This is a genomic window from Pseudactinotalea terrae (genome assembly GCF_009733845.1).
Lineage (GTDB): Bacteria > Actinomycetota > Actinomycetes > Actinomycetales > Beutenbergiaceae > Pseudactinotalea > Pseudactinotalea terrae.
Map to the genome: position 1 here is coordinate 446,228 of NZ_WNXZ01000003.1, position 25,690 is coordinate 471,917.

General features: G+C 72.1%; 22 protein-coding genes and 1 tRNA gene. 9 read left to right on the plus strand and 14 right to left on the minus strand.

What is annotated here, in order from left to right; translation table 11 throughout:
• Position 1 precedes the first annotated feature (1 nt).
• Positions 2–1,417, minus strand: a complete 1,416-nt coding sequence (locus GPA03_RS12870) for a zinc-dependent metalloprotease (protein WP_156252396.1) — start codon at positions 1,415–1,417, stop codon at positions 2–4.
• Between the two features lie 127 nt (positions 1,418–1,544).
• Between GPA03_RS12870 and GPA03_RS12875 the strand changes: the two genes are divergently transcribed.
• On the plus strand, positions 1,545–2,636 hold the full coding sequence (locus GPA03_RS12875; RefSeq protein ID WP_241681284.1) for a YlbL family protein: 1,092 nt from the start codon (positions 1,545–1,547) through the stop codon (positions 2,634–2,636).
• Between the two features lie 24 nt (positions 2,637–2,660).
• On the opposite strand, the gene GPA03_RS12880 is transcribed toward GPA03_RS12875, so the two are convergent.
• Positions 2,661–3,212 carry a PPA1309 family protein gene (locus GPA03_RS12880; protein WP_156252397.1) on the minus strand — a complete coding sequence of 184 codons (552 nt, stop codon included), beginning with the start codon at positions 3,210–3,212 and terminating at the stop codon, positions 2,661–2,663.
• Positions 3,213–3,286: 74 nt separating this feature from the next.
• On the opposite strand from GPA03_RS12880, the gene GPA03_RS12885 reads away from it, so the two are divergent.
• Both GPA03_RS12885 and GPA03_RS12890 read left to right on the plus strand, forming a co-directional pair.
• Positions 3,287–6,349 (plus strand): UPF0182 family membrane protein, encoded by a 3,063-nt coding sequence (locus GPA03_RS12885; RefSeq protein ID WP_156252398.1) that lies wholly within the window; start codon positions 3,287–3,289, stop codon positions 6,347–6,349.
• A gap of 90 nt (positions 6,350–6,439) precedes the next feature.
• Positions 6,440–6,513: transfer RNA gene (locus tag GPA03_RS12890), tRNA-Met, on the plus strand.
• 302 nt (positions 6,514–6,815) lie between these two features.
• On the opposite strand, the gene GPA03_RS12895 is transcribed toward GPA03_RS12890, so the two are convergent.
• The 10 genes from GPA03_RS12895 to GPA03_RS12940 all read right to left on the minus strand — a co-directional run bounded on the left by GPA03_RS12895 (position 6,816) and on the right by GPA03_RS12940 (position 14,652).
• Positions 6,816–8,054 carry a D-arabinono-1,4-lactone oxidase gene (locus GPA03_RS12895; RefSeq protein WP_156252399.1) on the minus strand — a complete coding sequence of 413 codons (1,239 nt, stop codon included), beginning with the start codon at positions 8,052–8,054 and terminating at the stop codon, positions 6,816–6,818.
• Positions 8,055–8,153: 99 nt separating this feature from the next.
• On the minus strand, positions 8,154–8,696 hold the full coding sequence (locus GPA03_RS12900; RefSeq protein ID WP_156252400.1) for a hypothetical protein: 543 nt from the start codon (positions 8,694–8,696) through the stop codon (positions 8,154–8,156).
• Positions 8,693–9,976, minus strand: a complete 1,284-nt coding sequence (locus GPA03_RS12905) for a DUF58 domain-containing protein (protein ID WP_156252401.1) — start codon at positions 9,974–9,976, stop codon at positions 8,693–8,695. The genes GPA03_RS12900 and GPA03_RS12905 overlap by 4 nt, the downstream gene beginning before the upstream one ends.
• Positions 9,973–10,950: an AAA family ATPase gene (locus tag GPA03_RS12910; RefSeq protein ID WP_156252402.1), complete on the minus strand. Its 978-nt coding sequence runs from the start codon at positions 10,948–10,950 to the stop codon at positions 9,973–9,975. Before GPA03_RS12910 ends, GPA03_RS12905 begins: the two co-directional genes overlap by 4 nt.
• Positions 10,947–11,411, minus strand: coding sequence for a hypothetical protein (locus GPA03_RS12915; protein WP_156252403.1), 465 nt, complete (start codon positions 11,409–11,411; stop codon positions 10,947–10,949). Before GPA03_RS12915 ends, GPA03_RS12910 begins: the two co-directional genes overlap by 4 nt.
• Entirely contained in the window at positions 11,408–12,151 is a 744-nt protein-coding gene (locus GPA03_RS12920; RefSeq protein ID WP_241681302.1) for a DUF4129 domain-containing protein, read from the minus strand. Before GPA03_RS12920 ends, GPA03_RS12915 begins: the two co-directional genes overlap by 4 nt.
• 18 nt (positions 12,152–12,169) lie before the next feature.
• Complete coding sequence (locus tag GPA03_RS12925; protein ID WP_194239521.1) at positions 12,170–12,652, minus strand: dihydrofolate reductase; 483 nt, start codon at positions 12,650–12,652, stop codon at positions 12,170–12,172.
• 16 nt (positions 12,653–12,668) lie between these two features.
• The gene (locus GPA03_RS12930; protein ID WP_156252406.1) at positions 12,669–13,469 is read right to left on the minus strand and encodes a thymidylate synthase; all 801 of its coding nucleotides are present in this window, start codon (positions 13,467–13,469) and stop codon (positions 12,669–12,671) included.
• A gap of 10 nt (positions 13,470–13,479) precedes the next feature.
• On the minus strand, positions 13,480–14,232 hold the full coding sequence (locus GPA03_RS12935) for a hypothetical protein (protein WP_156252407.1): 753 nt from the start codon (positions 14,230–14,232) through the stop codon (positions 13,480–13,482).
• A gap of 9 nt (positions 14,233–14,241) precedes the next feature.
• The gene (locus GPA03_RS12940; RefSeq protein WP_162458363.1) at positions 14,242–14,652 is read right to left on the minus strand and encodes an OsmC family protein; all 411 of its coding nucleotides are present in this window, start codon (positions 14,650–14,652) and stop codon (positions 14,242–14,244) included.
• A 232-nt stretch (positions 14,653–14,884) separates the two neighbouring features.
• On the opposite strand from GPA03_RS12940, the gene GPA03_RS12945 reads away from it, so the two are divergent.
• Both GPA03_RS12945 and GPA03_RS12950 read left to right on the plus strand, forming a co-directional pair.
• Positions 14,885–15,994 (plus strand): glycosyltransferase, encoded by a 1,110-nt coding sequence (locus GPA03_RS12945; RefSeq protein ID WP_162458364.1) that lies wholly within the window; start codon positions 14,885–14,887, stop codon positions 15,992–15,994.
• Positions 15,991–17,070 (plus strand): glycosyltransferase family 2 protein, encoded by a 1,080-nt coding sequence (locus GPA03_RS12950; protein ID WP_156252410.1) that lies wholly within the window; start codon positions 15,991–15,993, stop codon positions 17,068–17,070. The genes GPA03_RS12945 and GPA03_RS12950 overlap by 4 nt, the downstream gene beginning before the upstream one ends.
• Positions 17,071–17,079: 9 nt before the next feature.
• Here GPA03_RS12950 and wecB read toward each other — a convergent pair whose 3' ends face one another.
• On the minus strand, positions 17,080–18,120 hold the full coding sequence (gene wecB, locus GPA03_RS12955) for a non-hydrolyzing UDP-N-acetylglucosamine 2-epimerase (RefSeq protein ID WP_156252411.1): 1,041 nt from the start codon (positions 18,118–18,120) through the stop codon (positions 17,080–17,082).
• A gap of 56 nt (positions 18,121–18,176) precedes the next feature.
• Here wecB and manA point away from each other — a divergent pair, with 56 nt between their 5' ends.
• Positions 18,177–19,364: a mannose-6-phosphate isomerase, class I gene (gene manA, locus GPA03_RS12960; RefSeq protein ID WP_206673545.1), complete on the plus strand. Its 1,188-nt coding sequence runs from the start codon at positions 18,177–18,179 to the stop codon at positions 19,362–19,364.
• Here the strand turns inward: manA and GPA03_RS12965 are convergent.
• Positions 19,351–19,989 carry a TIGR03089 family protein gene (locus tag GPA03_RS12965; RefSeq protein ID WP_241681286.1) on the minus strand — a complete coding sequence of 213 codons (639 nt, stop codon included), beginning with the start codon at positions 19,987–19,989 and terminating at the stop codon, positions 19,351–19,353. The genes manA and GPA03_RS12965 overlap by 14 nt on opposite strands.
• Positions 19,990–20,281: 292 nt before the next feature.
• Between GPA03_RS12965 and GPA03_RS12970 the strand changes: the two genes are divergently transcribed.
• Genes GPA03_RS12970 through GPA03_RS12980 form a run of 3 tightly spaced genes read left to right on the plus strand, consistent with a single transcriptional unit; the run spans position 20,282 to position 25,621 of the window.
• A complete protein-coding gene (locus GPA03_RS12970; protein ID WP_194239522.1) occupies positions 20,282–20,554 on the plus strand; it encodes a WhiB family transcriptional regulator in 273 nt (90 codons plus the stop codon).
• Positions 20,555–20,573: 19 nt separating this feature from the next.
• Entirely contained in the window at positions 20,574–24,110 is a 3,537-nt protein-coding gene (locus GPA03_RS12975) for a glycosyltransferase (RefSeq protein WP_156252414.1), read from the plus strand.
• Positions 24,110–25,621 carry a DUF5719 family protein gene (locus tag GPA03_RS12980; protein ID WP_156252415.1) on the plus strand — a complete coding sequence of 504 codons (1,512 nt, stop codon included), beginning with the start codon at positions 24,110–24,112 and terminating at the stop codon, positions 25,619–25,621. Before GPA03_RS12975 ends, GPA03_RS12980 begins: the two co-directional genes overlap by 1 nt.
• The last annotated feature ends 69 nt before the right edge of the window (positions 25,622–25,690 follow it).

Here is a 25,690-nt window from a genome sequence, read left to right on the forward strand (position 1 = left end):
CTCAGTCCTTCGGTTGCTGAGGGTCCTCGTCGGCAGGGTTCTCCTGCGGGGCGTCATCCCCGCCAGCGTCGTTGAGGATGGCCTCGAGGGCAGCGTCGAGGTCGGCGCTGATGTCGCTGTCCTCGGCGTGGCGGTCGCCGAACAGCTCCGGCTGATCGAGGTCCTCGGTGGTGGGGAACAGATCGAGCTGGGCCCACAGCGCATCGCGTCCGGTCACGCCGCGGTCGCGGGCGATGACCGCCCACAAGCGGGCGGCGTCACGGGCGCGCCGCGGGCGCAGCTCCAGCCCGACCAGCTGGCGGAACGTGTCCTCCGCCGGGCCGCCGGCGGCGCGCCGGCGGCGCAGCATCTCGCGCAACGGGACGGCGTGCGGCAGGTGCGGTGCGACGGCGGCGGCTGTCACCTCCTCGACCCAGCCCTCCACGAGTGCGAGCGCGGTCTCGAGCCGCAGCAGCGCGCGCTCCTGGTCGGGTGTGCGCTGCGGCGAGAAAATGCCCTGCCCCATCGCGGCGCGGAGCTGCTCCACGTCGGTGGGGTCGATCGAGCGGACCGCCTCCTCCATCTGCTCGGCGTCGATCTCGATACCGCGGGCGTACGCCTCGACAGCCCCGAGCAGGTGCGCCCGCAGCCATGGCACGTGCGTGAACAGGCGCGCGGTCGCCGCCTCACGGACAGCGAGGAAGTGCCACACCTCGTCGGTCTCGGCGTCGAGCCCCTCGGCGAACGCCTCGACATTCGCGGGGACCAGCAGCAGCTCGCTGCCGGAGAGCAGCGGCAGCCCGGTGTCGGTGCCGCCGAAGACCTCGCGTGCCAGCGTGCCGGAGCCCTGGCCCACCTGCATCGCGAAACCGAGCCGTCCCAGCTTGGTGATCAGCCTGGGCAGGTCCATCCCGCCGGGCAGCGCTCCGATCTCCTCGGGCAGCTCGTCGCCGCCCAGCTGATCGGACAGCACGCGCGCGAGCGCCTCCGCCACCGACACCCCGATCGGGTCCGCGACCGCACGCCACGTCGGCAGCGTCCGTTCCACCCAGTCGGCCCGGGAGGCGGCCACGTGCGGACCGCCTGCGGGAGGAAGGTCGGTCGCCGCGTCGAGCCAGAGGTCCGCGACCGTGAGCACCGACCGGACCTTCTGCGCCTGGGCGGCGGTCACGCTCGGGTCGCCACCGGCATGGGCGACCTGGCGCGCGACGTCGTGCGCGAACCGCCAGTCGGACTCACCGCCGTCGTCGGAGGCGAGGATGCGCTGCATCTGGGCCATGGCGGCCGCCAGCGCCTGCGGGTTGTTGCCGAAGCCGGTGGACCTCGCCCACTCGGCCGGGTCGGCGCCGCTCGCCTCGAGCGCGCGCATCGCCTCCTCGGCTGCCTCGGCTCCGAGAACCGACTCGAGCATCCGCCGCCACTGCTCGCGATCATCCATGCTCCGACGGTACGCGGCGTCGCACCACCGCGGCTGGATCGGGCTGCCAGGTTCGCTCAGGGCGCACGGATGCGGGGGAGAGCCCCCGTGTCAGGACCGGCCGCCGTCGTCGGCGAGAATGGCGCACATGGCCTCGACCTTGCGCACCCGGCTCGGCCGGTGGGGGGTGACCCCGCGGCTGATCACGATGACCGGGGCTGCCGTCGTCACGTTCGCGCTGCTGCTGACGATGATGACTGTCGACGTGCCGTACGGCGTGCGCGCACCCGGTCCGATCGTCGACACGCTCGAGAGCAGCGGCGACGTCGAGCTGATCACCGTCGAGGGCACCGAGACGTACCCGACGTCGGGGCACCTGTTCCTCACCACCGTCACCACGGCGGGCGGCCCGGGCTACGAGGTCGACGCGGGCGGGGTGATCCGTGGCTGGATATCCCCGGACATTATGGTCGCGCCCGTCGAGAGCTTCTTCGACACCAGCCAGACCCAGGATCAGATCAGCGACGCGTCGCAGCAGCAGATGCTGTCCTCGCAGCAGAACGCGACCGTGGCCGCGCTCACCGCGCTCGGGCACGACGTGCCCGCGCGGCTCACGATCGTGGGCGTGCAGGCGGGCTCCGGGTCCGACGGCGCGGTCGAGGACGGCGACGTCATCACCGGCATCGAGGTCGGCGGCGAGCGCACCGTGGTCGCCACCTACGCCGATCTCGACGACGCACTCGAACGGACCGACCCGGGCACCACGGTGCAGCTGGAGGTCGAGCGCGCCGGCGAGGTGACCAGCCTCCCGATCGTCACGGGCGATGACGGCGCGGGCGGGAGCGTGCTCGGCGTCTTCCTGGCCGGCGAGTTCGACTACCCGGTCGATGTGCACATCGAGATCGAGAACATCGGGGGTCCCAGCGCCGGCACGATGTTCGCGCTCGGGATCATCGACAAGCTGACCCCCGGGGAGATGACCGGCGGGAACTCGATCGCCGGTACCGGGACGATCAGCCTCGGCGGCGACGTCGGGGCCATCGGGGGGATCCGGCAGAAGCTGGCGGCCGCGCGCGCAGGCGGCGCGGAGTACTTCCTCGCCCCGCTCGCGAACTGCGCCGAAGTCGTCGGTCACGTCCCGAACGGGCTCCAGGTGGTCGGCGTCAGCACCCTCGAGGGGGCACGCGCCGCGGTCGAGGCGATCGCGGCGGGCGGCAGCGCCGACCTGCCGAGCTGCTGAGCCGGCTCGTTCGGGAAGGTCGGCTCACTCCGCGAGCGTCGCGCTGATCGCCTCGACGAGGCCGGGGACCGCGTCGGGGGAGCCGCCCACGTTGTCGTCGGAGTCGTTGGCGCGGCTGCGCAGCGCGCACCACGACTCGCCGGTGCGGAGCACCCCGGCGGCGATGCGGACGTCCTGCCGCTGCGGGTGCGCCATCAGCTGCTCGACAGACATGTCTTCCGCAGCCTCGGCGGCCTCCGGTGGCACGACGATCCGCTCGACGACCACCGCTGCGCCGTCGACGGACTCCGGCCACGCCAGCTGGGCGAGGAGCTGCTCGAGATCGGCGGACGAGGGCAGGCCCTCCTGCTCGATCGAGGTCAGGTGGTGCGGGTTGTCCTTGGCCAGGGCGATCGCGTCGGCAGGCAGCTGCTCCGCGAGCTCGGGTGTGCGGGCGAGCGCCTCGGTGGTGCGGACCAGCGCGAACACCGCGGTAGGAGCGTCCCACCCGCCTCGTGCGACGTGTCGTTCGATGTCGATGACGGCGAGCCGCAGCGCCTCGCCGCGTGCCTGATCCTGGGTCTGGTCGTGCTCCATCCGCCTCATCGTGGCACCACCGGCGCGATGTGGGAAACTTCCAGGGCGACTCGTGCGTTGCTCCCTGTGGAGCGATGTCGCTCGCTCGCCCGACTTCCGCCGCGTCCAGCGGTGCCCTTCCTCCCGAGGTGATCTGTATCTCTGCCGAACGACGCCCGGCCGCTGGCCGCCGCGGCGCCCTGCTGCCCACGCTCTTCATCGTGGGCGGCATCGTCGTGCTGTTCTTCATCTTCGCCAGGTTCTGGACCGAGTGGCTCTGGTTCTCCCAGGTCGGTTTCACCGAGGTGCTGCGCACCCAGTGGCTGAGCCGCGCCGCGCTCTTCCTCGTGGGTGGCGTCCTCATGGGGGCAGCGATCTGGGTGAACCTGCGGCTGGCGTACAAGCATCGGCCGATGTATGTGCCGACGACGACGCAGCAGCGCGATCTCGACCGTTACCGCGAGGCGTTCGAGCCGTTGCGTCGGGTCGTGTTCATCGCCGGTCCGCTGGTGGCGGGCTTCTTCGCCGGCTCGGCAGCGAGCACCCAGTGGCAGCCGATGCTGCTGGCGCTCAACGGCCAGCCGTTCGGCGTCGACGACCCGATCTTCGGGATCGACGTCTCGTTCTACACCTTCACGTTGCCGTTCCTGCGCTTCGTCGTCTCGTTCGCGATGACGGTGACGTTCTTCTCCGCCGCCGTCGCGCTGTTCACCCACTACCTCTACGGCGGCCTGCAGGTCTCCGGCCCTGGGGACCGGATCTCGCGTGCCGCGCGCATCCATCTCGCGGTGCTGGCCGGGGTGTTCGTGCTGCTCATCGCGGCCAACTACTGGATGGACCGTTACTCGCTGCTGTCGAAGCTGGGCGAGGCCGACGGCTGGGACGGCGCGTTCTACACCGACGTCAACGCGGTCATCCCGGCGCGCGCGATCCTCGCCATCATCGGTGTGCTGGTCGCGGTGCTGTTCTTCTACACCGGTGCCCGCGGCACGTGGCGGCTGCCGGCGATCGGCGTGTCGTTGATGATCGTCTCGGGTGTGCTCGCCGCCGGGATCTACCCCGCCGTGATTCAGGGCGTGCGGGTCAACCCGAACGAGCAGGCGCTGGAGGAGGAGTACCTGCAGCACAACATCGACTTCACCCGGATGGCGTACGGCCTCGACGAGGTCGAGGTGGAGCCCTACTCGGCGGAGATCGAGGCCGAGGCGGGTCAGCTCCGCGAGGATGCGGAGTCCACCGCCTCGATCCGGTTGCTCGATCCCTCGATCGTCTCACCCACCTTCCGGCAGCTGCAGCAGAACCGCGCCTACTACACGTTCCCCGACCAGCTCTCGGTCGACCGGTACGAGATCGACGGCAGCCTGCAGGACACCGTGATCGCGGTTCGCGAGCTCAACATGACCCAGGTCGACAACAACTGGGTCAACCGGCATACCGTGTACACGCACGGCTACGGTGTCGTGGCGGCGTACGGCAACCGGCTCAACCCCGATGGCCGCCCGGCGTTCTTCCAGTCCGGTATCCCCACGACCGGTGCGCTCGGGGACTACGAGCCGCGCATCTACTTCAGCCCGAACTCGCCGGAGTACTCGATCGTGGGCGCACCCGAGGGCTCGACCCCGTGGGAGCTCGACTACCCGGACGACACCGCCGCCAACGGCCAGCAGAACTACACCTACCAGGGCGAGGGTGGTCCCTCGGTGGGCAACCTGTGGAACCAGCTGCTGTTCGCGGCACGGTTCGGCAGCGAGCAGATCCTGTTCTCCGACCGGGTGACCTCGGAGTCCCAGATCATGTTCCACCGGGACCCGGCTGAGCGCGTGGCTCAGGTCGCGCCGTACCTGACGCTCGAGAGCAAGTCCTACCCCGCCGTCGTCGACACCGATGGTGACGGCGTGCGTGAGGTCGTCTGGGTCGTCGACGCCTACACGACCTCCAACGCCTACCCCTACTCCGAGCACGAGACCTTCGCGTCGGCGACGTCGGACACCTTCACCGACGCCGACTCCTCGCAGTTCGAGATCCCGGACAAGATCAACTACATCCGGAACTCGGTCAAGGCCATCGTGGACGCCTACACGGGCGAGGTGACGCTGTACGCGTGGGACACCGAGGACCCGGTGCTGCAGACCTGGCAGGAGATCTTCGGCAACTCGTTCACGCCGATGTCGGAGATCAGCGGTGACCTGATGGGCCACCTCCGCTACCCGGAGGACATGTTCAAGGTGCAGCGCGAGCTGCTCACCCGCTACCACGTGACGGACGCCTCGACCTTCTACAGCCGCGGTGACTTCTGGACCGTCCCGAACGACCCGGTGGCGGGTAGCGAGGTCGCCCAGCCCCCGTACTACCTCACGCTGCAGATGCCGGGGCAGGATGTGCCGTCCTTCTCGCTCAGCACGAGCTTCATCATCAGCGGGCGAGAGGTGCTGACCGGGTTCCTGGCCGTCAACTCCGAGACCGGCAGCCAGGACGGAGCCGTGGACGAGGACTACGGCACGCTCAGGCTGCTGGAGCTGCCACGTGACCTCACGGTGCCCGGACCGGGTCAGGTGCAGAACAACTTCGACTCCAACGCCGAGGTGGCCGAGCAGCTGAACATCATCGCCCAGGGTGGTTCCCGGGTACAGCTGGGCAACCTGCTCACGCTTCCGGTCGGCGGCGGTGTGCTGTACGTGCAGCCGGTCTACGTGTCGTCAGCGGGCGACACCTCGCTGCCGCTGCTGCGGCGCGTGCTGGTCGCTTTCGGCGACTCGGTCGGCTACGCCGCGACCTTGGACGAGGCCCTCAACCAGGTCTTCGGTGGTGACTCCGGAGCCGAGGCCGGCGACGCCGACGTCGATCCTCAGGACCCGACCGATCCCGGGGACGGCGGCACCGAGCCCGACGCGGACGCCCAGCAGCGCCTGAGCGACGCGCTCGCGGACGCCGCGCAGGCACTGGCCGACTCCGAGGCGGCGCTCGCCGAGGGCGACTGGGCCGGCTACGGCGAGGCGCAGGAGCGGCTGCAGGCGGCCCTCGAGGCGGCGATCGCTGCCGAGGAGGAGATCGCTGGTGGCACGGCCGAGGGTGCGACCGACGACGGCGCCACGGACGGCGCGACGGACGGCGCGACCGACGAGGCGACCGACGGTGCTACCGAGGAAGCGACCGGCTGATCGGGATCGACGGCGCGGGTGTGATCTCCCGCACCCGCGCCGCCCTCAATTTGCTCTGGTCCATGCCGCCACGTACAGTAGAAGCACCGACGCGGGGTGGAGCAGTTCGGTAGCTCGCCGGGCTCATAACCCGGAGGTCGCGGGTTCAAATCCCGCCCCCGCCACGAAACGCGAAACCGCCAGACGAAGTCTGGCGGTTTTTGCGTTCGTGGGGGGCGTGATGCTGGGAGGCGGAGCGCCCAGCGAGGGACGAGCTGGTCGTGACGACGGCTCCCGCCCCCGCCACGAAACGCGAAACCGCCAGACAGTATCTGTCTGGCGGTTTTTGCGTTTCCGCCGGAAGCATCAGCGGCCCGGCCCGGCCCGGCCCGGCCCCCGTCCCGCCGAGGGCGAGCCTCGACGCCGAGGGCGAGTCGTGCACCACACGCCCTCGACGTTTGCGCTCGCCTTCGACGCTGGCTGGCGTTCAGAGGACCAGCCGGTCGAGGTAGGCGTTGCGGAAAACACCGTCGGGGTCGACGCGGGCCGCGAGGGTGCGGAAGTCGCCGATCCTGGAGAACACCTGCTCGAGACCAGCGCGGTCCATCGCGAACCACTTGCCCCAGTGCGGTCGGGCGTCGAAGGGGGCGAGCACCCGCTCCACCGCGGGCAGCACCGCATCGACCGCGGCCGGGTCGCGCTCCCAGGTGAAGTGGAAGCCGACCGTGTCGCGCTCATAGGCGGCCGAGAGCCAGAGGTCGTCGGCAGCCATGGTGCGGATCTCGCACACCTGCAGGATCCCGGTCAGCTGCTCGCGGATTCCGCGGAGCGCCTCGATCGCCTCGACGGCGTGCTGGCGGTCCAGCAGGTACTCGCTCTGGATCTCCGTGCCGTTGCTCGGTGTGAAGCCCATGCGGAAGTGGGGGAGGCGGTCGTACCAGGGACCCATGGCACCGAGCTGTCGGGTCGCGTTGATCGCGTCGATGCCGAGGATCGGGTGCTGGTGGTCGGTGGCGGGCGCGCCGCCGTACAGCTCGGTGGGCGCCACGTCGTCGCGGCTCTTGAGCCAGATCTGGTCGACGGCGTCCTCCGCCCACCTGGTGAAGATGCTCACGCTGTGCGCGGCTGCGGTGATCTCGTCGAACCGGCTGGTGACCGTGGCCCAGGTGACCTCGTTGATGACGTCCTGACGCACCTGGAACGTGGGCTCGACCGCGAGTCGCAGCCGCGTCACGATGCCCAGCGCACCCAGCCCCACGACCGAGCCGGGGAAGTCGTCATCGCCTCGTTCGACCCAGCGCAGCTCGCCGTCCGCGCCGATCATCTCGACGCCCCTGACCATCGCCGCCAGGTTAGGGGTGGCGTCACCCGAGCCGTGCGTCGCGGTCGCGACCGCGCCGGCGATCGAGATGTGCGGCAGCGAGGCGAGCGCAGGCATCGCGAACCCGGCGCTGTCGAGCTGTTCGGCCACGGCGCCGTATGTCAGGGAGCCGTTGACCGTCGCTGTGCCGGTCTCGGCGTCGACCTCGAGCGGCAGCGGCACCTCACGCAGGCTGATCAGGTCGCCGGGGGAGTCCGCGAGATCGTTGAAGGAGTGACGCGAACCGAGCGCGCGGATCCGGGTCGCATCGGCGACGATCTGCTGCGCCTGCTCGAGAGCGCTCGGGAGGTGGAGCCGGCCCGCGCCGAAGGTGTACGTCCCCGCCCAGGTGGTCCCGATCGTCATGGCCCTATCCATCCAGACCGGTGCCCTCGCGCGCAAGTGCGCGCCTCGGATCACCAGGGGACTGCCTATCAGCGATCGCCATCGCCTGAGGCGGGGATCTCATTGGGTGTTCCGGACCACCCACCGCGCACCTGCGAAGACGGCGACCGCGATGCCCGCGACCGCGAGCACGGCGAACCAGCTGAAGGTCGGGAACCCTGCCATGGCCGCGAAGCTGAGCGCCACCATCGCCTGCGTGAGCAGCTGGAGCACCGCGAACGCCCCGAGCGCGCGCAGCACCAGCGCCAGCTCCACCCGCCCGGTCGGGGGCAGCGGCGCCGTCAGCCGTGCCAGCACCGCGACGAGGTGAAGCACGAGCACGAACACCGCGCACGTGAGCAGGTCGGGTGGCTGGCCCCAGACCCACGCCGCGCCGATCGCCACCAGCCCGGCCACCACGCCCGGGTGCGGCAGGATCATGATCGCCACGGCCGCGAGCACCGGCACCACGACGTCGTCGACCACCGGCATCAGACCGAGCACGATCACCGCGGCCGAGATGCCTCGCAGCAGCCAGGCCGGGACGCTGCGCTCCAGCTCGATCGCGACCGGTGGCCGCGGCCGGCGCCGGGGTCCGCTCTCGAACAGGCTCCCGAGGTTCATCGCGCACCCCCGCGCTGGCGGGTGCGGGCCAGCGCGTGCAGCTCGACGGCGGTGCTCGTCGACCAGTCGACCAGCTCGACGCCCGTGCGCCGGAGGGCGCGCAGCCGCTGCCGGCGCGCCAGCAGCAGCAGCCGGAGCGCCGTCTCCTGAAAGCCGTTGAGGAAGGCGGTGCTGACGCGGGGCAGGGTGTCGACGGCGATCACCCGGTGCCCGTACGAACGCCACTGCCGCGCGATCCGGGCCGCCTCGTCGTCGAGGAACGTCGAGCAGAGCACCACGAGCGCACCCGAGGGGAGCTGCGGTGGGCGGTGCCGCTTGTCCGGCCAGCCCTCCGGCGCGACCCGGACCAGGCGCTGCTGGATCCGCTCCCACTGGTGCCGGCCCGCAGCGGGTGCCACCGGGCGTCGTCGTCGGCCGAGGTCGTCGAGTCCCACGCGGTCGCCCAGGTCGAGGTACGCACGCGAGATCGCCGCTGCTGCCTCGCGTGCGATGTCGAGCGAGGTGGTCTCGTCCATCCGGACGTCGACGCCACCCGCCCACGCGGACACGTCTTCGCCCACGTCGTCGCGCGAGTCGACGACGATCATGACGGTGGCGTCGGCGGTCGCGAACGTGCGGCGTGCGTAGAGGGTGCCGAGGCGACCGGTGCTGGTGTCGATGGCCCGCCGCGCACTCACTCGCCAGTCGATCCGCCGGAGCCGGTCACCCGGTGCGAACTCGTGCACGTCGTGGGTCTCGTACCCCTCGCCCACGCGCCGGGACGTGTGGGTGCCGGTCAACCCGGGCAGCCGGAACGGCAGCGGCATGTCCTTGAGCGGGCGCGCCACCGGGTGCACCGCGACCGGCATCGGCCCGGCTTTCGCGGGCGCCGACAGCAGCATCGCGCCGAAGGACTCAGCCATCCAGTCGACCCGGAACATGTCGTGGACGCCGGTCCGCGACGTCTCGAGCGAGAGCGGGATCGTCCGCTCCTTCCCGGCCGCGACGAGCGCCTCCTTCGGCCGGTACCCCTGCGTGGAGACGCGCAGCAGCACCGCCTCGACACCGCGACTGGTCGCGAGCACCGCCTCCGCCCGGACCTTGCCGGTCTCGCTGTGCTCGGAGGTCGCCCGCACCTCGAGATCTCCCGGTCGCCGGGGTCGGGTCAGCCCCGCCCACAGCACCATGAGCAGGAACGGCACCGAGAGCACCGCCACGTCGGGGCGGCCACCGGCGACGCCGATGGCGAGCACCACCACCGCGACCAGCGCGGTGGCGGTGGCACCCGACGTGAGGATCACGCGCGACCGACCGTCGCGGGTCCGGGAACCTCGTCGAGCATCTTCGTCACGAGGTCGCCAGGCTGGACCCCGGAGGCCCACGCAGCCGGTGTCAGCGTCAGCCGGTGCGCGAGCGCTGCCACGGCGATCTCCTTGACGTCCTCGGGAGTCACGAAGTCGCGACCCGAGAGCACGGCGACCGCGCGCGAGACGAGCATCAACGCCTGCGAGCCGCGGGGCGAGGCCCCCACCTCGAGGTTGGTCATCGTGCGGGTCGCCGCGGCGAGGTCGACGCAGTACCGCACCACGTCGGGATCGACCGTCACGGTCTCGACGCCCGCCTGCATCGCGAGCACGGTCTGCGAGTCGACGACCTGGTTGACGCCGGCCTCCTCGCGGCGGCGCTGCAGGCGTCGCATGAGGACGTCGACCTCACCCTCGACGCTCGGGTAGCCCACGCCGATGCGGACCATGAACCGGTCGAGCTGGGCCTCGGGCAGCGGGTAGGTGCCCTCGTACTCGACCGGGTTCGAGGTCGCCAGCACATGGAAGGGGCGCTGCAGCGGGAACGAGTTGCCCTCGACCGTCACCTGCTTCTCGGCCATCGCCTCCAGCAGCGCGGACTGGGTCTTGGGTGCGGTGCGGTTGATCTCGTCCGCGAGGAACAGGCCCGTGAACACCGGCCCGGGCCGGAAGACGAACTCCGAGGTGGCCGGGTCGTAGGTGTAGGAGCCGGTGATGTCGGCCGGGAGCAGGTCCGGTGTGCACTGCAACCGCCGGAACTCCAGGCCCAGCGCCCCTGCCAGGCAGCGGGCCGCGAGCGTCTTGCCGAGCCCGGGGACGTCCTCGAACAGCACGTGGCCGCCGGCGAGCACGGCGGCGAGCGCGGTGCGCAGCGGCCCCTCCATGCCCACGATCACGGTGCCGACCTCACGCAGCACCTCCTGACCGATCCTCGTGACCTCGGGCACCGGCAGCGGTTCGGGGGTTGTCATAGGGATTTCTCCAGGTTCTCGAGCGCGTGCACAGCGGTCCGGACAGCCTTGACGGGCGGTGGTGGGGAGTCGGGGTCGACGACGAAGGCGGTGAGCGGGTCACCGAGCAGCTCGGCCGCGCGTGCCCGGCCGGTCGGTGTGTCGACATCGATCCCCGCCTCGGCGAGCCCGTCGCGGCACAGGTGCCGCAGCTGGCGCGCCGCCTGGGGCGTGACCCCCTCGTTGCCGTAGAGCGCCCAGGAGAGCGAGGCAACCTCGGTCCTGGCGCCGTCGCGCCTGTCGAACGGAAGCCGGGGGAGGGAGACGCGCTGCCCAACGCCCAGGTGGATCACCACGAGCACGCCGATCAGCCACAGCAGCCCGCCGAGCAGCGCGTGCGGCAGGTCGGAGCCGATCAGCGCGAGGATCCCCACGATCCCGACGCCGGTGCCCGCGACCGCCCACCACCGGCCGCGCGTCACCGCGGCACCTGCACGGCCGCCCACGATGCCGCGATCCGTTCGAGTGCGACGTGGGCCTGCGTCGCGTCGTCACGGGTGATCTCGGCCTCGGAGAACCGGGAGCGGGTGTAGAGGCGTCGCAGCACCGCCACGGCGGCGTCGTCGGCCTCGGTGCGGGCGAGCACGACCGCCGCGAACTCCGTAGGTGTCTGGGCGGGCCTGCGCGCCACACCCGCGTCGCCGGCTGCCTCCTCGAGCGCCATCCAGGCGCGCACGATCGCGTCGCGAGGGGGCCGCTCGGAGGCGAGCGCCTGCTGGGCGGCAGCGATGCCCTCCTGGATGGCGGGTGCGTCGACGAGCTCGTCGGCCCCGGGCGTGCCGACCTCGCGGGGGTCGGGCGGCGGCACGGTTCCGCGGCGCAGCGCCAGCACCAACCGCACCAGCAGCAGGATGATCAGCACCCCGATCGCCGCCACCGTGGCGATCACGAGCCACCTCACCCACGCGTTCTCGCCGGCCGGGGGAGCCCCGAGATCCTCACCCTCCGGCACGGTCTCCGGGGTCGGGAAGGTGGGGAAGAACGGCGTCATCTCCTCGCCGCCGGTCCCCGTGGACCCCAGCCCGGGATCGGGCCAGTTCCACGGCCCCGCCGCCGCGCCGGCGAGCAGCATGAGCACGATCGCGAGCACGGCGAGCGCCGCCACGGTGCCCACACGCGAAGGTGCGTGGCCCCGCTCGTCGGGATGGTCGCCGTCGGCCATGTCGGTCACGGGCTCCCGCTAGGGGAGCATCTCCCGGCGGTAGGTGAGCACCCGGAACCGCATGCCGTTGCTGGCCTCGATCCAGTCGCCCACCTGAGGATCGGACCACCCGGGCCCGATCTCCGGGGCGAAGGTGTCACCGTCGACCTCGATGTCGATCTCGCTCACCACGAGGACGTCCGCGACCGGCATCGCCTGGGCGTAGATCTCGCCACCCCCGCAGATCCAGGTGTCCGCGCCGTCGAGCAGGGCGAGGGCCTCGGCGAGCGAGTGGGCGATCTCGGCGCCGGGAGCTGCGTACCCGGGCTGGCGGGTGAGCACGATGTTGCGTCGCCCCGGGAGCGGGCGGAACGACGGCGGCAGCGCCTCCCAGGAGGTGCGGCCGTGGATCACGGCATCGCTGCCGGTGGTGCGCTTGAAGTGCTGCATGTCCTCGCGCAGGCGCCACGGCAGATCGCCGTCGCGTCCGATGACGCCGTTGCGCGACTGCGCCCAGATCATGCCCAGCACGGTGCCGTCAGACCGCGATCGGTGCCTTGATGGCGGGGTGGTGCACGTAGTCGACGACGCTGACGTCGTCGATCGTGTAGTCGAACAGGCTGTCGGCCTTGGCGAGCTCGAGCCGCGGGAACGGGTGGGGCGCGCGGCTGAGCTGTTCGCGGACCTGCTCGGTGTGGTTGTCGTAGACATGCACGTCGCCGCCTGTCCAGACGAAGTCGCCCACCTCGAGCCCGACCTGCTGCGCGACCATGTGGGTGAGCAGCGAGTAGGACGCGATGTTGAACGGGACCCCGAGGAACAGGTCGGCGCTGCGCTGGTAGAGCTGGCAGGACAACCGGCCGTTCGCGACGTAGAACTGGAACAGGGCGTGGCACGGCTGCAGGGCCATCTCGTCGAGGTCGGCCACGTTCCAGGCCGAGACGATGATGCGGCGCGAGTCCGGCTGCGTGCGCAGCTGCTCGAGCACCCTGCTGATCTGGTCGATGTGCCCGCCGTCGGGGGTGGGCCACGAGCGCCACTGGACGCCGTACACCGGGCCCAGCTCGCCGTCGTCGTCGGCCCAGTCGTCCCAGATCCTGACCTTGTTCTCGCGCAGGTAGGCGATGTTGGAGTCGCCGCGCAGGAACCAGATCAGCTCGTGGACCACCGAGGGCACGTGCACGCGCTTGGTCGTGATCAGCGGGAACGCGGCGGACAGGTCGTAGCGCATCTGGTGCCCGAAGATCGAACGGGTGCCCGTGCCGGTCCGGTCCGACTTCGCCGCACCGGAGGAGAGCACGGTCCGCAGCAGATCCTCGTACTGCGTGTCGGGGCTCACGTCGCTCACCCTACGGCGCCGAGCGCCCCTGGCGGGACTCCAGCCGCAATGCGTCGTCGAACGTGTCCTCGACGACGAAGGTCGCGTTCACCTCGCGCACGAACGTGGCAGGGGGCGGTCCGAACGCGCTCCGCACGCCCTCGATCATCTGGGTGCCGACGACGCGGGTTCCCGCGAAACCGACGGCCGCGCCGATCCCGAAGGGCAGCAGCCGACCGAGCATCAGCGAACCGACCTTGGCGGCCGAGCCTTTGACGATCCTGCCGCGGAGCGTCTTGTTCACGGCCTTGACCGTCGCCAGCGGCAGCCGCGTGAGCAGCGTCCGACCCCACGTCACGGCGCTCAGCCCGACCTGCTGGCCCAGGAGCTCGGGACCCTCGTCGCCGAGCAGGGAGGTCAGCAGCAGCGCTCGCCGCCGGGCATGGTCGTCGGTCGAGATGCCGTGCACGTCGGCGACTGCCAGCGCCAGCAGGCTCGAGGCGCCGAGGAACGAGGCCACCTGCCCGGTGGTGAGCGCCAGCGCGGTGCCGGTGCCGATCACGGGCAGCGCCGCTGCCGCGCCCACCGCACCACCGGACGTGCTCACCGCGAGCAGGTACCGCTTCTCGAGGGTCTGGATCACCTCGGCGGGCGTCGCGTCGGGTCGCTTGCTGCGGATCCTGTCCACGTGCGCGCGGACCCGATCGGTCGGGAACGCCAGCGCGGCATCGATCGCACCCTCGATGCCCTTCGGCCTCTCGCGGTTCTCGTTCTTCTTCCGCATCTCGACTCCTCAGCCTCGTCGGATGGTCACGGTGTGGGGCAGACCGCGCTCGAGCGTGCGGCCCACGGTGCACGCCTTGGCGATCGAACGAGTGGCGACGTCCACCAGTTCCGCCCAGGCCGCGTCGTCGAGATCCTGGCTTCCCTCGATCTCGAGGTCGACGGCGGCGTCCACGTAGGCATTGCTGCTCTGGTCCTTGATCGTGGTCACCTGGCCGCGGGCTGCGAGCTCGTCACCGAGGCGGCGCACCAGCGCCGGGTCGGCGCTCATCATGTTGCACGCGGCGAGCGCGACCGCGAGCAGCTCACCCGGCGTGAACGACCCGGGGACCTCGACCGGCCCGTAGCGCAGCTCTCCGCCACGATCGTTGGTCGCGATTCCCTGACGCACCCCGGTGCGTTCGACGCGCAGCTGTGGCATACGAGCCATCATCGCACCCGCTGCTCTGCACGAAGTTGGTGCGCCAAGGGCCTTGCGGCGGACTGGGCTCAGGTCCATGATGAGCGGACCTCCCTCTCGGAGGGGTCTCCGCAAGGAGATCGAGGCCCGGCCAACTCATACTTGGCCGGGCCTCTTCCGTTGTACCGCTCGACGGCGCAGCGGGCCTGGAGGCTCGCCGCTCACCTCCCGGGTTGGCCGCTATCGTGAGCGTGTGCGGATCGTGGTGGTGACGACCTGGTTCCCTACCGATCGGGCGCCGGGGTCGGGCGTGTTCGTGGCGAACGACGTGGCGGCGATCGCCGCGCACCCCGAGGTCAGCGCGGTCGAGGTGATCCACCTCGTGGCGCCCCGGCTGCACGACGGCGCGGCCGTCACCGAGCACGAGGGCATCCGGGTGCGCAGGTTGCCGATGAGCCCCGCCAACCCGCTGGACATCATCCGGGTCTCCCGGCAGCTGCCACGAGCGCTCGCCGGCGCCGACCTGGTGCACTCGATGGCGATGAGCACGCTCGCTCCGATGCTGCTCACCCGGCCGAGCGTGCCGTGGATCCACACCGAGCACTGGTCCGGGCTGACCAACCCGGGCACGGTGGCGCTGCCGTTGCGACCCGCGGTCGGGCTGGTGAGGCTGCTGCTGAAGGCGCCACGGACCGTGACCGCCGTCTGCGACTACCTCGCGCGCCCGATCCGGCGCTCGCGCTACCCGCGGCGGACCGCCGTCATCGGCTGCATCGTGCCGCCCCGTGCCCACCTCGCCGGGCGCCCGCTGCGCCCGGCAGCGGCGTTGCGGCTGGTGGCGGTCGGTGGGCTCGTCGACCGCAAGGACCCGTTGCTGGCGGTGCGCACGATCGCCGCGTTGCGTGACCGCGGGGTTGCCGCGCAGCTGACGTGGGTCGGCGGCGGGGGACTCGCGCGCAAGGTGACCTCGCTCGCGCGCAAGCTCGGCGTGGCCGACGCCGTCGTGCTGGCGGGTCCGCAGGAGCCCGGCGGGGTGAGCGCCGCCCTGGAGGCGGCCGACATGTTCTTCCTGCCGACCCGCGGCGACAACTTCTGCGTCTCTGCCGCCGAGGCGCTCGTGCACGGGCGCCCGGTGGTCGTCGGGGCGACGGGTGGGCAGGGCGAGTACATCGACCCCGCGGTGGGCGCGCTGGTGGCTGAGCAGAGGCCGGAGGCGTACGCGGCCGCGATCGTCGATCTCGACAAGCGGACCCAGCACGTCACCGCCGGCGAGATCGCCGCGACGATCGGCGACCGGTTCGCGCCGGCTCGGATCGCTCAGGGGTACGTGGCCGAGTACCGCCACCTGCAGAGGTCCCGGTGACCGAGGCGGCAGCGACCGCCGGTGTGGATGTCGTCATCGCCGTCCACGACCCTGCGCGGCCGATCGCGCGCGCGGTGCGGTCGGTGCTCGACCACAACGGTGAAGGCGTCCGGCTGACGATCGTGTGCCACGAGGTGCCCGCGGCCACGATCGCCGCCCAGCTGCCGCAGCAGCATCGGGAGCAGGTCCGCTTCCTCGAGCACAGCGACGGCACGGGCTCGCCCGCCGGCCCCTTCAACGCGGGCATCGAGGCGGCCGACGCGCACTTCGTGGCGGTGATGGGCTCCGACGACACGCTCGCACCAGGGGCGGTGGCCTCGTGGTTCTGGCTCGCGAAGAAGCACGACGCCGACGCCGTGATCGCGCGGCTCGAGCGGGACGACGAGTCGGTCGTCCCGACGCCGCCCACCCGGCCGTGGCGGCGCGGTGTGCTCGATCCGGTCCGCGACCGGCTCAGCTACCGCAGCGCGCCGCTCGGGCTCGTCTCGCGTGCCGCGATCATCCGGATGGGGCTCCGCATGGACGACGTCGCGGTCGGCGAGGACGTCGGGTTCGTCACCCGGCTGTGGTTCCGCGGCCGGGTGGTGTTCGACCGGTCCGGCCCCGCCTACCGGATCGGCGGCGACGCTACCGACCGCGTGACGATGTCCACCCGGCCCATCAAGGACGAGCTCGCGTTCGTACGGCGGCTCGTCAAGCGCCGGTGGTTCGAGGCGCTGGAGCTCCAGGAGCGCCGCGCGGTGTGCGTGAAGCTCACCCGGATCCATCTGTTCGGCGCAGTGCTCAACCGGCCCGACCCCGCGTGGTGGACCGAGCGGGAGCGCGCCGACCTCGCCACGGTGGGTCGCACGATGCTGACGGCCGCCCCGGGGATGGACGCCGTGCTCTCGATCGCCGACCGGGCACTGCTCGACCGGATCCTCGACGGTTCCGGTGACGCGGACCAGCTGATCGCGCTCGCCCGCGCGCGCCGCCGGCACGGCGTGCCACGCACCCTGATGACCCGCGACCCGGGGTATGTGCTCGCACGGGAGGCGCCGCTGCGGGTGATGGCGGCCTCGTTCCTCATCCGGTGAGGGGCGACCTCACGCGCGCAGGTGCTCGGTGAGGGCCTCGACCGTGCGTTCGGCGGCGTCACCGGTGCCGTAGGGGGCGGCGTCCGTGGCCGCAGGCCGGGGCCGGGAAGCGGCGGCGGCGATGCCATCGGGCTCCACCAGGACGTTCCAGCCGAGATCGACGGTCTCGGTCCACTCGGTCTCGGTGCGCACGGTGGTGCACGGCACCCGCAGCAGGAACGCCTCCTTCTGCAGGCCACCGGAATCGGTCACCACACCACGGGAGGCGGCCACGCTCGCGACCAGTGCGGGGTAGTTGAGCGGGTCCCGCGCCTCGACGCCGCCGGCGCTGAGCTCGATCCCGGCGTCGGCAGCCTTGGCGCGCAGCCGCGGGTGGGCGAGCAGCAGCACGCGCTCGTCCAGGCCGGCCAGCCCATCGATGATCGCGGCGAGTCGCGCGGGGTCGTCGGTGTTCTCGGCGCGGTGGATGGTCGCGACGATCGCGTCCTCGGCGCCGGCCACCGGATCGGCCGTGCCGCGGGTGCGGAACAGCACATCGGTCATCACGTCACCGACCACCACGGTGCGCTCGGCGAGCCCCTCGTCGCGCAGGTGCCCGAGCGCCACCTCGGTGGGGGCGAGCAGCAGGTCTGCGGCGTGGTCGGTCAGCACCCGGTTGTGCTCCTCGGGCATCGCCCGGTTGAAGGAGCGCAGCCCCGCCTCCAGGTGCGCGAGCGGCAGGTGCATCTTCACGGCGGAGACCGCGGCGGCGAGCGTCGAGTTCGTGTCGCCGTACACGAGCACCCAGTCGGGGCTGTGCTCGGCCAGCACGTCGTCGAGGGCCGCGAGGATCGCACCGGTCTGCTTGCCGTGGCTGCCGGACCCGACCCCGAGGTGGACGTCCGGCGCGGGGATGCCGAGGTCGTCGAAGAAGACGTCCGAGAGCAGCGGGTCGTAGTGCTGGCCGGTGTGCACGATGACGTGCTCGTCACCGCTGGCTGTGATCGCGTCCGCTACCGGGGCGAGCTTGACGAACTGGGGGCGGGCGCCGACCACGCTGAGGATCTTCACACCGGTACCCTGCCACGCATGAGGACCGCCGACCGCGTTGCTGGGCCGAGGGCCGCATGATCCACAGGTTGACCGGCGCCCGGCAGGCGTACTCCTGGGGCTCGCGCACCGCCATCCCCGACCTGCTGGGGGAGCCGGCGCACGAGGACCCGGTGGCCGAGGTCTGGTTCGGTGCCCATGCGAGCGCGCCCGCCACGCTCGGCTCCGGCGCTCCGTTGTGCGACCTGATCGACTCCGACCCCCAGGCTCAGCTCGGGCAGGGCGTGCTCGCGCGTTTCGGACCGCGGCTGCCCTACCTCGTCAAGCTGATCGCCCCGGCCGGCCCGCTGTCGCTGCAGGTGCACCCGAGCCTCGAGCAGGCCGCGGCGGGCCACGCGCAGGAGGAGGCCGCCGGGATCCCGCTGGGGGTCCCGCACCGCCGCTACCCCGACGCCAACCACAAGCCGGAGATGCTCTTCGCGCTCGAGCCGTTCGAGGCGATCGCCGGCTTCCGCACCGCTCGGCGCGCGACCGAGCTGCTGCTGGGCCTGGACACCGAGCTGGCGCGCTCGCTCCTGACCGCCCTCCGTGCCGACATGGGTCCGGCCGGGGTGCGCGCGGCGTTCACGAGGCTGCTCGAGCGCGCGACCAGCCCCGACGCTGCCGCTGTGGCCGAGACCGTCGACGCGTGCGCGGCGCGGCTCGCCACGGGCGAGTCACCGTCGGTGCGCGCCGACCGGGTGGTCGGCGTCCTCGCTGCCGCGTTCCCCGGCGACGTGGGTGCGGTGGCGTCGCTGCTGATGAACCCGGTGTCGCTGCGCGCGGGGGAGGCGCTGTTCGTTCCCGCGGGCGGCGTGCACTGCTACCTCTCCGGGCTCGGCCTCGAGGTGATGGCGAGCTCGGACAACGTGCTGCGCGCCGGTCTCACGAGCAAGTTCGTCGATCCGGACGAGGTGCTGCGCACCGTCGACTGGATCGCCGCACCGCCGGTGCGCGTGGCGCCCGAGCACATCAACGACGACGTCGAGGTGTTCTACGCCCCCGTCGACGACTTCGAGCTGGCGGTCGCGACAGGAGACGGCGCCTCCGTCACCATTCCCGGCCGCGGGCCGCGGGTGCTGATCTCGCTCGACGCCGAGGTCGTCGCCACGCACGACGGCGACCAGGTCACCCTGAGTCGTGGCCAGGCCGCGTTCGTGCCGGCGTCCAGAACTCCTGTGGTGCTCGACGGCGAAGGTCGCCTCGCGCAGATCACGGTGCCCTGACGCCCTCCTGGTCCCGGATCGAGGCCAGCTCGGCCTGCTGCCGGGGTGTCACGACGACGGCGGAGCCGCCCTGGGCCCAGGCGGACCACGCCTGCTCGACGAGCGTCGCAGGATCCTCGGCGATCAGCAGCACCCGCTGATCGGGATCCGCCGCCAGCGGGGCACGCCGCGGCGGCGCTGCGGCGAACAACGGCTCGTCCGGCTGGCCCATCAGCTCGGCCGCGCCATCGATCACGCCGGGGGGCAACGCCGTCGGCCAGGCTCGGGCAAGAGCAGGAAGGGCGACGGCCACGAGGTCGTCGGCACCGCCGTCGAGCCATCGATCGGGGCGGTCGGTGACGACGATCTCAGAACCCGATCTCTCGCCGTCGAGCCGGGTCTCGGCGCCCACGGCCCAGGCCCCGAGGGTCCACACGAGGAGCCGCCAGTGGGCTGGGAGATCGAGCTGCACGAGCGAGCCCGGAGCGGCGCTGCACTCGCTGACCAGCAGGTTCGCAGCCTTGACGACCCAGTTCGCGAGGACGCGGCCCGAGAGGTCGACGCGTTCGCCGTCCTGTCCGTACCAGGTGAGACGGGGCGCGCTGGGCTCCCACTGGGCGAGTGTGCTGAGGACAGAAGGGGTCACGTTCGCGAGGTATAGCACGCACCGGGCTTGACTCCAGGGGATAACACGCGTGTAATTTAGGTGTACCGCCCGGGTGAGCACACGGTGGGACCACGACAGCAGGACCAAGCAACAGCGACCACGAGCAGTGCTGGCAAGGTCGGCAGCACGGTCGCAGCAGCCGCGGAATCACCCGGCGGATCATGAACATCGACTGAGACGAGGGGAACCGGCGGTGTGGAACATACTCGGGGACGGCCCGCTGAGCTTAGGCAACACGCCGCAGCCAGCCGCGCCATCCCCCCTGGTTGCCATGTTCGGGGTCGACGAGGACGAGGGCGTCCTCGGTTGGCAGGAGCGAGCGCTGTGCGCCCAGACGGATCCTGAGGCGTTCTTTCCCGAGAAGGGCGGGTCGACACGCGAGGCGAAGCGCGTCTGTGCCTCGTGCGAGGTACGGGTCGAGTGTCTCGAGTACGCGCTGATGCACGATGAGCGGTTCGGGATCTGGGGCGGGCTCTCCGAGCGCGAACGTCGCAAGGTCAAGCAGCTGAAGCAGGCTGGTCAGCTGAACTCTCGCGCGGTCTGACCGCGTTCATCCCCCCGACATGAGCCGACCTTCGCGCGCCCGCGTCACCGCGGTGGTGGTCGTCGTCGGGGACAGTCCGTATCTTCAGCAGACCCTCGAGGCGCTCGCGGCGCAGACGGTCGCGCCGGACCGTGTGGTGGTCGCGCACGCCGAGATCGAGGCCGGCTCGATCAAGGAGTTGGCGAAGGACGCCGGGCTCGCGGCGGACCTCGCGGCCGTCGACGGGGCCGAGGGGATCGGGCCGGCGGTGATCTCCGCGGCAGCGGCGGCCGGCATCGACACCCCGTGGCTGTGGCTGCTGCACGACGACTCGGCTCCGCTGCCGGGCGCGCTGGCCGCGCTGACCCAGGTGGTGGAGACCGGGCGCTCGATCGCGGTGGCCGGGAGCAAGCAGGTCGCGTGGAATCACCCCGACCGGTTGGTCTCGGTGGGCGCCCGGTACACGCGGGACCTGCAGCGCTTCACCGGGATCGAGGATGGCGAGGTCGACCAGGGGCAGCACGACGACCGCGAGGACATCGACGCCGTGGGCACGGCCGGGATGCTCGTGGATCGCGAGCTCTTCGCGACCCTCGGCGGTCCCGACCCGGCGCTCGGACCGTTCGGCGACGGGCGTGACATCAGCCGCCGGGCGCGGCTCGCCGGGCATCGTGTGGTGGTCGTGCCGCGGGCCGTTGTTCGGCATGCGCGCGCCAGCTACCTGGGGCTGCGGCGCGAGGGGCGCCGCGCACCCGAGCCCGACCCGACGCACAGCTTTCGCAAGCGCCGCACCTCGATCCTGCACAGCCGGTTGACCGAGGCGCGGGCGCCGTTCGTCCCGCTGGTCGCCCTGCTGGCCCTCGTGGCTGCACCCGTGCGCGCGGTCGGACGGCTGGTGTCGAAAGAGATCCCGCTCGTCGCGGACGAGCTCTGGGCCCCGCTCGCCGCCCTGGGGGGCTGGCGCTCGGTGCTGCGTGCGCGCAAGCGGCTGACGCGGGCGGGGTCGCGGAGCCGGTTGCGGCCGTTGCAGGCGAGCTGGGGCGATGTCCTCGGCGTGCGCCGCGACAAGCGACTGCAGGCGGCGGCGCAGCGACGCACGGTGCGCGCGCCGTCGGAGCTGGAGATGAAGGAGCGCGCCGCGCTCGGCAGGCGCCGGCGGCTGGTGCTTGCCGGTGTGCTCGTGCTGGCGGCGGCGGTCGCGGGGATCACGTTGGCGCCGATCGCGTTCTCCGGGCCGCTGCTGGGTGGTGCGCTGCTGCCCGCAGACGGCTCGTTCGCGGAGCTCTGGCGTGCGGCCACCTCGCCGTGGCTCGCGACCGGGGATGGCTGGGCGGTTCCTGCCGACCCGTTCCTCATGGTGCTGGGGGTGCTGTCGGCGCTGACCGGTGGGCCCTTCGGCACGCCGGTGTGGGTGACGATCTCGATCGTGCTGGTGCTGGCGATCCCGCTGTCGGCGCTGACCGCCTGGTTCGCCTCGGGCGCCGCGACCCGCTCGCTCGCGCTGCGCGCGTGGGCTGCGGTGATCTGGGCGCTCGCGCCACCGCTCGTGCTCGCGATCGCGGGGGGTCGGCTCGGTCCGCTGGTGGCGCACGTGCTGCTGCCGCTCGTCGCTCTCGGGCTCGCGCGCGCGTTCGGTCTGGACCGCCGGGATGTCGTGGTCTCGGGGTTGGTCGGTGCCCGCCGCGTGGAGCCCCGTGTGATCACCGCTCCCGCCGCGGAGCTGCGCAAGCGCCGCCTCGCGGCACTCGCGGCCGTGGCCGACGACGCCCCCACCGGTCAGATCCAGCGGGTGCTCTCCGGCGAGGAGCTGGACGCGCTCGGGGCCGCCGAGGCCCAGGGTGAGGGCGAGGCGGAGAAGCCAGGCTCCGCCGTCGAGACCTCGGAACGGAGTGCCGCAGCCGAGAAGCCGCACGGGGCGTCCGACAGCGAGGATCTTGAGCAGGCCCCCGCGATCGTTTCCAACACGGCCGAGCCTTACGAGGCCGAGGAGGAGGAGTTCGCGACGATCGTGGCGAAGCCATCCGGGGTCGGCTCGATCGGCGCCGCTGCGGCGGCGGGGCTGTGCCTGGCAGCTGCCGCTGCCGGTGCGCCGGTTCTGCTGCCCGCGGCTCTGCTCTGTCTCCTCGCGCTCGCGCTGCTGCTGCCGCGCAAGGGGGTGGCAGGCCGGTCGCGGCTGCTGCTGGTGGCGGTGCCGCCGCTGGTTCTGCTGGGGCCGCTGCTGACGCACGCGCTCCAGGTCGACGGCGGCTGGCGGCTGCTGCTGTCCGGTCCCGGTGCTGTGATGGCGACGCCGACGTCGACGCCGCTCCTCGCGTTGCTCGGTTGGCCGCAGGACCCGCCGGCGGCCGGGATCGCATCGGTCTCTCAGTGGCTGGTGCTCGCGGCATCGGCGACCGTGGCTGTGGCAGCCGTCGTGTCGCTCGCCCGCGGCGGCGCGCTGGCCAGAGGTGTCCGGTTCGCCTGGCTCGTGGCGGCCGTGGGTGCGGCGGCGGCCGTGCTGGCGCCGCGCGTCGAGGTGGGTATCGCGCAGCGGGCAGACGGCACGGCGGTCGTGGCGAACGGGTGGGGCGGGGCCGGCACGTCGTTGCTGCTGCTCGGGCTGGTCACCTCGACGGCGATCGGCTGGGGCGGGCTGCGTGCGGCCCTGCACGGACGGAACTTCGGCTGGCGTCAGCTGGGTGTGGCGCTGATCAGCATCGTGCTGGTCGGTGGCATCGCGCTCGCCGCTGTGGGCTGGACAACGATGCTGCGCAGCGAGGTGCTGACGCTCACGACCCGGCACACGGACCCGGTCCCGGCGATCGGCGATGAGCTGCAGACCTCTGACGCGCGTGCCCGGGTGCTGGCGCTGTGGGCGACGGACACCGGCGTCGTCGACGCCGAGCTCTGGCGGCTGCCCGGCCCGCAGCTGACCGAGACCTCCTCGGCCCTCGCGCTGGCTGATCTTGACCGGACCGAGATCGACCCCGTGACGGACTCGTTGCGCACGATCGTGGCCGGGCTGGCCACGGGCACCCTCAGCGGGGCTGCCGACGCGCTGGCCGGCCATGCGGTGGGCGTCGTGGTGGTGCCGCCGCTGGACTCCGCGGTGACGGGCAGCACGTCCGACGACGTGGGGCGTGATCGCCTGATCGCCCTGCTCGACAGCGTGCGGGGCCTGGAGCGTGTGACCGAGAACGACTCGGGTGTCGTGTGGCGGGTCAGCACCGAGGAGACCGCCGTCGGGCGGGTCCTGCTCGTGGCCGCGGACGGCACGACGACGCGGGTCCCGGCCGACGTGGTCGGGGTGAGGACCGAGCTTCCCGCTACCGAGGGTGCGGCCACGCTGGTGCTGGCGGAGCGCCCCGATGCCGGGTGGCACGCCTGGCTCGACGGCGACCAGCTTCGCGCCGTGACCCACGGCTGGCAGCAAGCCTTCGAGGTCCCCGCCGGTGTGAGCGGTGAGCTCGTGGTGCGGTACGACGACCCCTTGGCCACGCCCTGGCGCATCGTGATCGGGTTCACCTTCGTGGTGGTCGCTCTGATCGCCCTGCCCACGCGCCGCCGTCGGCTCGAACCGCTGGAGGAGCAGGACTGATGGCGACCTCACGAACGTCGAGCGTGCTCCGCCGGGTCGGGCTCGCGCTGAGCGGGCTGCTCGTGCTCGCCCTCACGGTGGGGGTGGGGCTGGCGGCGACGCTCGTCGGCCCGCCCGAGTCGCGCGAGGTCGAGATCGAGGCGCTGAACGTCGGGGCTGGAGCGACCACGTGGGTGTGTGCGCCGGTGCCCACGCTGCCGACGGCGGCAGCGGGGGAGGACGTCGAGTACGACCCGGACCTGGGGACCGGTGGCGGTGCGGTTGCCACGCTCAGCGAGCTGACCGCCGTCGGGAGTGACGATGCGCCGCTGATGACGGTGGGTCCCATCGGCCAGGAGGCCGGCGATGCGGGCACGGTCGGGTCGCTGGCGACGATCTCCCAGCCCGATGTGACGGACCCGTACGTGGGGGTGGTGGAGCCGTTCGACGGCGGTGTGCCGCTGGTCGGTGGGCTCAGCATCGCGCGCGCCGACGGGGGTGATCTGCGGGGGTTGGCGCTCTCGACGTGCCAGCAGCCGGTGAGCAGCGCCCTCGTCGTGGGTGGTTCGACGCAGCTGGGTGCGAGCTCGCGGCTGGTGCTCACCAACGCCGGGGAGACGACGGCGTCGGTCACCTTGTCGGGGTGGGGCGCCACAGGTCCGTTGCCGGACATCGCGCCCATCGTGGTGCCGGCCGGGGGCGTGCGTACCGTGCTCCTGGAGACGATCTCGCTCGAGCCGCGGCTCGCGATCCGCGTGGACGTCGAGGGCGGCCGCGTGGTTCCCACCATCCAGGACAGCTCGCTCGATGGCCTGATCGCGGCGGGGACCGAGACCGTGTCTTCGACCGCTGACCCGGCCACGAGCCTCACGGTCGCCGGGGTCGCGCTCACCGAGGAGGCGGGCGCCGCGGCGCTGCTCCGCCTGGTCAACCCAGGAGCCGACGCTGCGACGGTCACGGTGGAGATGCTGGGGCCCGAGGGCGTGTCGGTGCTCGCGGGGGCAGAGGCCTCGGTGATCGAGCCGGGCACCGTGGCCGATATCTCGCTGGCGGGCGTGCCGACGGGCAGCTACGGGATCCGTGTCACCTCGGATGTACCGGTCACCGGGGCCGTGCGGCTGACGCGGACCGGGACGGCCGGCGAGGTCGATCCCGACACACCCCCGGTCGACATTGCTTGGCTGCCGGCGTCAGCGCCGGTCGACAGGGGCGTGCTGCCGATCCCGAGCGACCTCGTCGACGTGGTGAGCGCGACGGTCACCAACCCGGGCAGCGCCGGCGTCGAGGTCGGCGTCGTCGCCTATGACGAGACCGGCTCGGCCCTCGAGGAGTCGATGGTCTCCGTCCCAGCCGGGTCCACCGCGCCGCTCACCGTCCCTGATGGTGCACGCGTGCTGGTCCTCGAAGGCGACGCCATCCTCGCCTCGGCGGTCGTGACGGGTGCCGCCGCAGACGGCACGCTGATCTCCGCCTATCCGATCGTCGGCGACCCGTACACGGAGCAGAACGTCACCGTGCGCGTCACTGACTGACCGAAGGGCCCAGCCCCGCTCGCCACGCGCCGCACCCTGCCGGTTGAAGAACCGGGAGTGTGCAGCGAC

What these genes read in the sequence shown, in the direction of transcription:
- GPA03_RS12870 (WP_156252396.1), bottom strand. Translation starts at nt 1,417, where the DNA reads ATGGATGATCGCGAGCAGTGGCGGCGGATGCTCGAGTCGGTTCTCGGA.
- GPA03_RS12875 (WP_241681284.1), top strand. Translation starts at nt 1,545, where the DNA reads ATGGCCTCGACCTTGCGCACCCGGCTCGGCCGGTGGGGGGTGACCCCG.
- GPA03_RS12880 (WP_156252397.1), bottom strand. Translation starts at nt 3,212, where the DNA reads ATGGAGCACGACCAGACCCAGGATCAGGCACGCGGCGAGGCGCTGCGG.
- GPA03_RS12885 (WP_156252398.1), top strand. Translation starts at nt 3,287, where the DNA reads ATGTCGCTCGCTCGCCCGACTTCCGCCGCGTCCAGCGGTGCCCTTCCT.
- GPA03_RS12895 (WP_156252399.1), bottom strand. Translation starts at nt 8,054, where the DNA reads ATGACGATCGGGACCACCTGGGCGGGGACGTACACCTTCGGCGCGGGC.
- GPA03_RS12900 (WP_156252400.1), bottom strand. Translation starts at nt 8,696, where the DNA reads ATGAACCTCGGGAGCCTGTTCGAGAGCGGACCCCGGCGCCGGCCGCGG.
- GPA03_RS12910 (WP_156252402.1), bottom strand. Translation starts at nt 10,950, where the DNA reads ATGACAACCCCCGAACCGCTGCCGGTGCCCGAGGTCACGAGGATCGGT.
- GPA03_RS12920 (WP_241681302.1), bottom strand. Translation starts at nt 12,151, where the DNA reads ATGGCCGACGGCGACCATCCCGACGAGCGGGGCCACGCACCTTCGCGT.
- GPA03_RS12925 (WP_194239521.1), bottom strand. Translation starts at nt 12,652, where the DNA reads ATGATCTGGGCGCAGTCGCGCAACGGCGTCATCGGACGCGACGGCGAT.
- GPA03_RS12935 (WP_156252407.1), bottom strand. Translation starts at nt 14,232, where the DNA reads ATGCGGAAGAAGAACGAGAACCGCGAGAGGCCGAAGGGCATCGAGGGT.
- GPA03_RS12940 (WP_162458363.1), bottom strand. Translation starts at nt 14,652, where the DNA reads ATGCCACAGCTGCGCGTCGAACGCACCGGGGTGCGTCAGGGAATCGCG.
- manA (WP_206673545.1), top strand. Translation starts at nt 18,177, where the DNA reads ATGATCCACAGGTTGACCGGCGCCCGGCAGGCGTACTCCTGGGGCTCG.
- GPA03_RS12970 (WP_194239522.1), top strand. Translation starts at nt 20,282, where the DNA reads ATGTTCGGGGTCGACGAGGACGAGGGCGTCCTCGGTTGGCAGGAGCGA.
- GPA03_RS12975 (WP_156252414.1), top strand. Translation starts at nt 20,574, where the DNA reads ATGAGCCGACCTTCGCGCGCCCGCGTCACCGCGGTGGTGGTCGTCGTC.
- GPA03_RS12980 (WP_156252415.1), top strand. Translation starts at nt 24,110, where the DNA reads ATGGCGACCTCACGAACGTCGAGCGTGCTCCGCCGGGTCGGGCTCGCG.